Origin of the sequence: Halomonas elongata (genome assembly GCF_029081005.1) — a bacterium.
Classification (GTDB): Bacteria; Pseudomonadota; Gammaproteobacteria; order Pseudomonadales; family Halomonadaceae; genus Halomonas; species Halomonas elongata_B.
In genome coordinates, this window is record NZ_JAJQTQ010000050.1 from 1 (window position 1) to 7,906 (window position 7,906).

Below are 7,906 nucleotides of genomic sequence, written 5' to 3' on the forward strand. Positions count from 1 at the left end.
CGACAGGAGTACGTGAAGGCGCTGGGCGCCGACGCCGTGCCCGAGGTCCGCCTGCTGAGTGAGTGGCTGGCCGAGCGTGCCCCGCAATTGGCCAAGGACGGGCCACGACCCGACGACCCCGGCTACCGGCTGCTCGCCCACTGCACCGAGAAGACCAGCGTGCCTGGTGCACCGGCGCAGTGGCAGCGGGTGTTCGCGGCCTTCGGGCTCGAACTCGAAGTGATCGCCACGGGCTGCTGCGGCATGTCCGGCACCTATGGCCACGAGGCCCGCAACCTCGAGACCTCGAAGACCATCTACGCCCAGTCCTGGCAGCCGCGGGTGGAAGACACCGCCAACGCCGGCCGGCTGCTGGCCACCGGTTATTCCTGCCGCAGCCAGGCCAGGCGGCTCTCGGATGCCGCCCTGCCCCACCCGCTTCAGGGACTGCTGGCGGCGCTGCAAGGCACATCCACCGAATCCACGACGACCGACACCGAGAGGCACATCCGATGACATCCCCCGTATCCCATCACGAGATTCGTGACCGTTTTTCCAGGGCCATGTCGGCCATGTACCAGGCCGAGGTGCCCCAGTACGAAACCCTGCTCGAGCTGGTGGCGGAAGTGAACCGCGAGACCCTGGCGCGAGATCCCGAACTGGCCGGGCGACTCGAGGCCCACGACGAACTGAATCGCCTCGGCGTCGAGCGGCATGGCGCCATTCGCGTCGGCAGCGCCGAGGAACTCGCCATGCTGCGTCGGTTGTTCGCGGTGATGGGCATGTTCCCGGTGGGCTACTACGATCTCTCCGAGGCCGGCGTGCCGGTGCACTCTACCGCCTTCCGGCCCATCGACGACGAGGCGCTGGCGCGCAACCCTTTCCGTGTCTTCACCTCGCTGCTGCGCCTGGAACTGATCGAGAACGCCGAGCTGCGCGAGCGGGCCGCCGGCATCCTCGCCAAGCGCGACATCTTCACGCCCGGCGCCCGGGAAATGATCGAGCTCAGCGAACGCCAGGGCGGCTTGACCGACGAGCAGGCCGACCGCTTCGTGGCCGAGGCACTGGAGACCTTCCGCTGGCACCAGGACGCCACCGTGGACCTGGACACCTACGAGGCGCTGCATGCCGAGCATCGGTTGATCGCCGATGTGGTCTGCTTCCATGGGCCGCACATTAACCACCTGACGCCGCGCACCCTGGACATCGATGAAGCGCAGCGTCGCATGCCGGCGGCGGGGATGAACCCCAAGGAGGTCATCGAAGGCCCGCCGCGTCGCGACTGCCCGATCCTGCTGCGCCAGACCAGTTTCAAGGCCCTGGAGGAGCCGGTCCGCTTCGCCGGCGAACACCAGGGGACCCATACCGCACGCTTCGGCGAGATCGAACAGCGTGGCGTGGCGCTGACCGCCGAGGGGCGCGCCCTTTACGATCGCCTGCTGGCCGAGTCGCGTCGGCGCACCGCCGGCCTGGACAACACCGAGCACCAGCGCGTTCTGGGCGAGGTGTTCGCCGACTTCCCGGATACCGAGGCCGAGCTGCGCCGCCAGGGCCTGGCCTTCTTCGAGTACCGGCTGACCGAAGCGGGACGCGAGGCCGGCGTGGTCGTCGAGACCGAGCTGGAGTCATTGATCGAACAGGGCCTGGTCGTCGCCCGGCCGATCACCTACGAGGACTTCCTGCCGGTCAGCGCGGCCGGCATCTTCCAGTCGAATCTCGGTGGCGGCAGCAACGATGCCTATGCCGGCAACGCCAATCGTGAAGCCTTCGAAGCAGCGCTAGGCGCCGAAGTGACCGACGAGCTGACGCTCTACGGCGAGCGGGAAAGGTTGTCACGCGAGGCGGTGCTGGAGGCGCTCGGCGGCTGACCCGAGGCTTCGGGTATGATGGGATGCACTGCCCGGACAAGGATGTGTCATGCCGTTGCTGGATAGCCTGTCGCCACTCGACGGCGGCATCGAACTCCTGTTGATACTGCTCTCGACCCTGACCTCCATGATCAGCGCCTCGATGGGGGTCGGCGGTGGAACCCTGTTGATCATGACCATGGCACAGGTGATGCCCGGCGCGGCCTTGATTCCGGTACACGGCATGGTGCAACTGGGCTCCAACGGTGGCCGGGCCCTGATGACACTGCGTCATCTGGCCTGGCCGACCCTGGCCGCCTTCGTGCCGGGTGCACTGCTCGGTGCCATGGCGGCCAGCTGGATGCTGGTGCGCCTGTCGACCGGCGTGCTGGAACTGACCATCGCCGGTTTCGTGCTGTTCACCCTCTGGGGGCCGGGGTTGCCCAAGCGCGGCCTGGGTGGCGTCGGCACCGCCATCGCGGGTGCCATCACGACCCTGTTGTCGAGCCTGGTCGGGGCCAGCGGGCCCATGGTCGCGGCCTTCATCAAGCAGCACGGAGGTTCGCGCCAGGCGACTGTGGCGACCTTCTCGGCCTGCATGACCCTGCAACATCTCACCAAGGCCTTCGTGTTCGGCGTCGCCGGTTTCGTGTTCCGCGATTGGCTCTGGCTGATTGTCCTGATGATCGCTGCCGGTGTGGTCGGTACCTGGCTGGGGCTGCGGTTGCTGGGCCGGCTGTCCGAGCGGCGTTTCGACGGCCTGTTTCGCTGGGGGCTGACCCTGCTGGCGTTGCGTCTGATCTGGTTGGGGCTGCAACGTTTCGGCGTCATCGGTTGATGCCGGTGACGATCTTGGCGCTTGATCGGCCCCGGATGACACGAAAAAGCCGTTTTTTGTGGCCTTTTCCCCTGTACAGGGTGCTATTGTGGGTCATAATGCGCTTATGTAGGGAAGCCATGAATTCAGGGGAACATCCATGGGGCTCACAATGACACGGCGATGGTGCCTCGTCTTCATCCTGCTGTTGGCCGTCACGCTGCTGGCCGGCACCGCCCAGGCAAACAATCCGCGTTACGCCGGTATCGTCATCGATACCGATACCAGCGAGATCCTCTACGCCGAGAATGCCGACGTACCGCGCTATCCTGCTTCTCTGACCAAGATGATGACGCTGTACATGCTGTTCGAGACGCTCGATCAGGGTGGCATGACGCTGGGGCAGCGGTTGCCGGTATCGTCCACCGCCGCCGGAATGCCGGCCACCAAGCTCTGGTTGAAGCCGGGCAGCAGTATCCAGGTCGAGAAAGCCATCCAGGCCCTGGTGGTTCGCTCCGCCAACGATGTCGCGGTGGTCGTGGCCGAGGCGCTCGGCGGCAGCGAGTCGCACTTCGCGCGGATGATGACCACTCGTGCCCGGGAAATGGGCATGGAGGACACGACCTTCCGCAACGCCTCCGGGCTGCCGGATGACCGCCAGGTCACCACGGCGCGAGACATGGCATTGCTCGCCAGGCGCTTGATGCTCGATTTTCCCCAGTACTATCCCTATTTCTCCCTGAGCCGCTTCACCTGGCGCGGCAAGACCCTGACGGGCCACAATAATCTGCTGGACAGCTATCCCGGCGCCGATGGCCTGAAAACCGGCTTCATCCGTGCCTCCGGTTTCAATGTGGCGACATCGGCGAAGCGCAATGGTCGACGCATCCTCTCGGTGGTCATGGGGGGCTATACCGCCGCTTCTCGAGACGAGCACATGGCCAACCTGCTGGATCGAGGGTTCCTGCGTGCCTCGCTGGTCGACGGACGGGGCTTCCTGGCCAATACCCGCATCACCGATGACCACCTGCTGCCCGGGACTCGGCGCCCGATGCCGTCGTCCGGCCAGATGCTGGCGAGTGCCGACAATGCCGACAACACGGCACCCGAGCCACAGGCCGTCAGCTCGCCTTCCCGGGACGAGGTCATCGCGGCGGCCGGTACCGGCGTGGGCGCCGTGACACCGGTGTCCGAGCCGGCGCCGACATCGGCGTCGGCCAGGGAGGCGTCGGGCGAGACCTCGACACCCGAGCAGGCGGCGTCGACACCTTCGACGTCGACCACCTCCGTCGCCTCGGCGGCACCGCATGACGACCCGGACCCGATCCGTCGTGTCGTCGATCAGCAGGAGGCGTCGATGCCCGGTAGCTGGGGCGTGCAGGTCGGGGCCTTCAGCGATGCCGACCATGCACGGCGTCTGGCCGCCCGGGCCGCCGAACGCCTGACCGCCGAGCTGGCCGATGCCCGTGTGGCGGTACCGCATGTTGCCGAGGCCGGCGTCTATCGCGCGCGGCTGGTGGACATGCAGGAAGGGCAGGCGCGTAACGCCTGCCGGCGGCTGCAGGCGCAGGGGATGGATTGCATGGTGGTGCAGGCCACCCTCTAGGGAAACTCCTGCACAAATGTCTGCGCGGGCAAATCACGGCGTGACGCGGTGCTCAGCATCTTCACCTATTACGGCATAGGCTCCGGTTCTTGTGTGCCGGGCACCTTGTGTTTTGCTCCGCTCGCCGACTTGTCCAGCGCTTCCCCGAAAGGGTGGGTTGCCGTTACCCGAGAAAGCCCTTAGCTTGGTAGCCAAATACGCAGCACCCCGCTGGTTCTACCGGTGGGGTGGTTTTTTTGGTTCAGAGCTCGGAGGCCGAGCGGTCGGGAGAGGTGAGATGTCGTCATCGTTCAAGGGAATCCTGTGCATGTGCGGCGGGGTCTTGTGTCTGGCGCTGGGCGATGCTATCACCAAGTGGCTCGGCGAGACGCATTCGCCGCTGCAGCTCATCTTCTTCCGTACCCTGGTGTCGCTGCCGCTGATCGCGTTGATCGCTCGCTTCAACGGCGGGCTTCGCAAGCTGTCGACGCGTCGCCCCGGCATCCACCTGATGCGCGGGCTTATCTTTACCGGCACCATGATCTGCTTCATGTGGGGCCTGACCCTGCTGCCGCTCGCCGAAACCACGGCCATCGCCTTCGCGGCACCGCTATTCGTGAATCTGCTGTCGGTGCCGCTGCTCGGCGAACGGGTCGATCGGACCACGCTGCTGGCCACCCTGCTGGGTTTTGTCGGCGTGCTGGTGGTGGTGCGGCCGGGTGGCAGCAGCTTCCAGCCGGCGGCCCTGATCGTGGTCGGTGCGGCGGTCTTCTACGCCCTGATGATGATCACCGCGCGCCGCTATGGCGACCGTGAGCATCTCTGGGCCATGGTCTTCTACACCACCCTGGTGCCGATGCTGGTATCGGCGGCGAGCCTGCCCTGGGTGTGGCAGACACCGGCGCCGATTCACTGGCCATTCTTCCTGCTGGCCGGTGTGCTGGGTGTCGGCGCCATGATCGGACTGACCCTGGCATTCCGCTACGCGCCGGCGGCGCTCGCCGCGCCCTTCGATTACACGGCGCTGCTCTGGGCCGTGTTGCTGGGCTGGTGGTTATGGGACGAGGTGCCGGACGTGTGGGTGTTCGTCGGCGGCACCCTGATCATCGTCAGTGGCCTGGTCATCGCTTATCACGAGCGGCGTGTCGCCCTGAACCGTCGGCCTACCACCTGACGCGTCGGCTCAGCCTCGGGCAAGACCCGAGGGCACGCCCTGCAGGAAGCGACGAGCTGCCGCTTCCGGATCCGGCGTGCCGCAGATCGCCGAGATCACCGCCAGGCCGTTGGCCCCGGCACGGCGCACCGCCTCGGCGTGCTCGGCCTTGAGTCCCCCGATGGCCACCGTCGGCAAGGGGCTGGCGCCGGCCAGGTCCGCCAGGCCGTCGAACCCGAGCGGGGCGGCATGGTCGTGCTTGCTGGGCGTGGCGAAGACCGGCCCCAGGCCCAGGTAGTCGAGCCTGGCCGGCGCGATCCGGGCGAGCTGTTCGTGGGTCTGCACCGAGAGCCCGAGGATGGCGTCCGGCCCGAGCGCGGCGCGGGCGTCCTCGACCTCGCCGTCATCCTGGCCGATGTGCAGCCCATCGGCGCCACTGGCCAGGGCCACTTCCAGCCGATCATTGATCAGCAGGGGAACGCCGCTGCCCGCCAGGGCGCTCTTCAAGCGTCGTGCCACCGGCACCAGTTCGGCATCGCTGGCGTGCTTGTCGCGCAGCTGCACCAGGGTCACGCCACCGCGCACGGCGGCGGTGACGGTTTCCTCCAGGCCATGCTCGGCGCACAGCTCGGGGTCGGTGACCAGATAGAGGGAAAGGTCAACGCGCATGGGTGATCTCCAGTCGGGCACGGTTGGTCAGGGTGTCGGCGTCGAGGGCATGCAGGGTATCGAGGAAGGCCACGGCGAAGCTGCCCGGCCCCTGGGCGCTCTCCCCGGCGATGCCCCCGGCCACGGCGTAGCCCGTCAGCGCCGAGACGCAGGCCTCGAACGGGTCTTCGGCGACGGCCAGGCAAGCGCCCACCACGCCCGTCAGGGCACAGCCCAGGGTCGTGACGAGCGGCATCAGGGCGTGTCCGCCGGCCACACGGGCCAGGCGCTGGCCATCGGTGACGAGGTCGGTTTCACCGGTGACGGCAACCACGGCCCCCGTGCGGCGAGCCAGCTCGACGGCGGCGCGCTCTGCCGCCTCGGTGGTATCGGTGCTGTCCACGCCCTGGCCACCGCTGCCTTGCTCGGCCAGGGCCATGACCTCCGAGGCATTGCCGCGTACCACCGTCGGTGACAGTGCCAGCAGGCGGGCACCGGCTTCGCGTCTCAGGGTCGTGGCGCCCACCGCCACCGGGTCGAGCACCCAGGGCGTGCCGGCCTCATTGGCGGCACGGGCGGCATCTTCCATGGCGTCCACCCAGTCGGGCGAGAGGGTGCCGATATTGAGCGTCACGGCGCCGGCCAGGGCAGCGAACTCGCCGACTTCTTCGCGGGCATGGGCCATGGCCGGCGAGGCGCCCAGGGCCAGCAGGACGTTGGCCATGGTGTTCATGGCGACATGATTGGTGATGTTGTGAACCAGCGGGCGGGACTCGCGCACGCGGTTCAGGTGGCGAGCGGGGTCGATGGTGTGCATGGCGCCTCCCGGGCGGCGGGAGGTGCTGGCCTCGGAAGAGCCGGCACGACTCCCTCCGCCGGCATTATCCGGGTCAGGTGATGAGGGTGCGTCTCAGCCGGGCGGTATGGTGTCCGGCGCCCCTGTCGTCGGCGTACTACTATCCGTGTCAGGCCGGCGCCTGTAAAGGGGAAGGAGGGGGCGACGACGGCGCTTGCCGCCGCCGCCGTTCCATCAAGAACGCTTGGGCTGCTTGACCAGACGCAGGTAGGGCTTCTGCTCGTCCCAGCCATCCGGGAAGAGGGTCTTGGCTTCCTCGTTGCTCACGGCGGGAACGATGATGCAGTCATCGCCGTCCTGCCAGTTCACCGGGGTGGCCAGCTTGTGCTGGTCGGTGAGCTGCAGGCTGTCCAGCACGCGCAGCACCTCGGCGAAGTTGCGACCGGTGCTGGCCGGATAGGTGATGGTCAGACGGACCTTCTTGTTCGGATCGATGATGAAGACGCTACGCACCGTCAGGGTATCGTTGGCGTTGGGGTGGATCATGCCGTAGAGGTTGCTGACCTTGCGGTCACCGTCCGCCAGCAGCGGGAAGTTCAGCCCCTGCCCCTGGGTTTCCTGGATGTCGCCGGCCCAGGCTTCGTGATCCTCGAGCGGGTCCACGGAAAGGCCGATGGCCTTGGTGTTGCGCTTGTCGAATTCCGGCTTGAGCCGCGAGACCTCGCCGAGCTCGGTGGTGCACACCGGGGTGAAATCCTTGGGATGCGAGAACAGGATGACCCAGTTGTCTCCGGCCCATTCGTGGAAGTTGATGGTGCCGGCGGTGCTCTCTTGAGTGAAGTCTGGCGCGATGTCGCCGAGTTGCAGTGCCATATTGGCCTCCTGATGGATGGGTGAGTGGCATCGCGGGCGCGGTGCCGGCTCGAGGGTTTCCAGCATTGCACGATGATGGCGCGGGTGGAAACAACCGCTGGCCATATGCTCAGTCGAATTTACGCTTAGTGTCGAGCTTCGAGCTTCGAGCTTCGAGCTTCGAGCTTCGAGCTTCGAGCTTCGAGCTTCGAGCTTCGAGCTTCGAGCT

7 protein-coding genes, 1 pseudogene and 1 riboswitch are annotated in these 7,906 nt (G+C 66.9%); of the genes and pseudogenes, 5 read left to right on the forward strand and 3 right to left on the reverse strand.

Annotation, left to right across the window (positions count from 1 at the left end; all coding sequences use genetic code 11):
- The 5 genes and pseudogenes from LU493_RS19265 to LU493_RS19285 form a co-directional block, all read left to right on the forward strand.
- Positions 1-495, forward strand: a pseudogene (locus tag LU493_RS19265) (FAD-binding oxidoreductase); the annotation flags it as partial.
- Positions 492-1,847, forward strand: coding sequence for a 2-oxoadipate dioxygenase/decarboxylase HglS (hglS, locus tag LU493_RS19270; protein ID WP_275289433.1), 1,356 nt, complete (start codon positions 492-494; stop codon positions 1,845-1,847). The pseudogene LU493_RS19265 and the gene hglS, both read left to right, overlap by 4 nt.
- Before the next feature lie 49 nt (positions 1,848-1,896).
- Positions 1,897-2,664 (forward strand): sulfite exporter TauE/SafE family protein, encoded by a 768-nt coding sequence (locus tag LU493_RS19275; protein ID WP_275289434.1) that lies wholly within the window; start codon positions 1,897-1,899, stop codon positions 2,662-2,664.
- A gap of 151 nt (positions 2,665-2,815) precedes the next feature.
- Positions 2,816-4,249, forward strand: coding sequence for a serine hydrolase (locus LU493_RS19280; protein WP_275289435.1), 1,434 nt, complete (start codon positions 2,816-2,818; stop codon positions 4,247-4,249).
- Between the two features lie 277 nt (positions 4,250-4,526).
- Positions 4,527-5,402, forward strand: a complete 876-nt coding sequence (locus tag LU493_RS19285; RefSeq protein WP_275289436.1) for a DMT family transporter — start codon at positions 4,527-4,529, stop codon at positions 5,400-5,402.
- 9 nt (positions 5,403-5,411) lie between these two features.
- On the opposite strand, the gene thiE is transcribed toward LU493_RS19285, so the two are convergent.
- The 3 genes from thiE to LU493_RS19300 form a co-directional block, all read right to left on the reverse strand.
- Positions 5,412-6,050, reverse strand: coding sequence for a thiamine phosphate synthase (gene thiE, locus LU493_RS19290; protein WP_275289437.1), 639 nt, complete (start codon positions 6,048-6,050; stop codon positions 5,412-5,414).
- A complete protein-coding gene (gene thiM, locus LU493_RS19295) occupies positions 6,040-6,846 on the reverse strand; it encodes a hydroxyethylthiazole kinase (protein WP_275289438.1) in 807 nt (268 codons plus the stop codon). Before thiM ends, thiE begins: the two co-directional genes overlap by 11 nt.
- 33 nt (positions 6,847-6,879) lie before the next feature.
- Positions 6,880-6,980: riboswitch (TPP riboswitch) on the reverse strand.
- 79 nt (positions 6,981-7,059) lie between these two features.
- Positions 7,060-7,698, reverse strand: coding sequence for a peroxiredoxin (locus LU493_RS19300; protein WP_275289439.1), 639 nt, complete (start codon positions 7,696-7,698; stop codon positions 7,060-7,062).
- Positions 7,699-7,906: the final 208 nt, after the last annotated feature.

Excerpts from the sequence above, each read along its gene's own strand:
- hglS (WP_275289433.1), top strand. The coding sequence starts at position 492 with ATGACATCCCCCGTATCCCATCACGAGATTCGTGACCGTTTTTCCAGG.
- LU493_RS19275 (WP_275289434.1), top strand. The coding sequence starts at position 1,897 with ATGCCGTTGCTGGATAGCCTGTCGCCACTCGACGGCGGCATCGAACTC.
- LU493_RS19280 (WP_275289435.1), top strand. The coding sequence starts at position 2,816 with ATGACACGGCGATGGTGCCTCGTCTTCATCCTGCTGTTGGCCGTCACG.
- LU493_RS19285 (WP_275289436.1), top strand. The coding sequence starts at position 4,527 with ATGTCGTCATCGTTCAAGGGAATCCTGTGCATGTGCGGCGGGGTCTTG.
- thiE (WP_275289437.1), bottom strand. The coding sequence starts at position 6,050 with ATGCGCGTTGACCTTTCCCTCTATCTGGTCACCGACCCCGAGCTGTGC.
- thiM (WP_275289438.1), bottom strand. The coding sequence starts at position 6,846 with ATGCACACCATCGACCCCGCTCGCCACCTGAACCGCGTGCGCGAGTCC.
- LU493_RS19300 (WP_275289439.1), bottom strand. The coding sequence starts at position 7,698 with ATGGCACTGCAACTCGGCGACATCGCGCCAGACTTCACTCAAGAGAGC.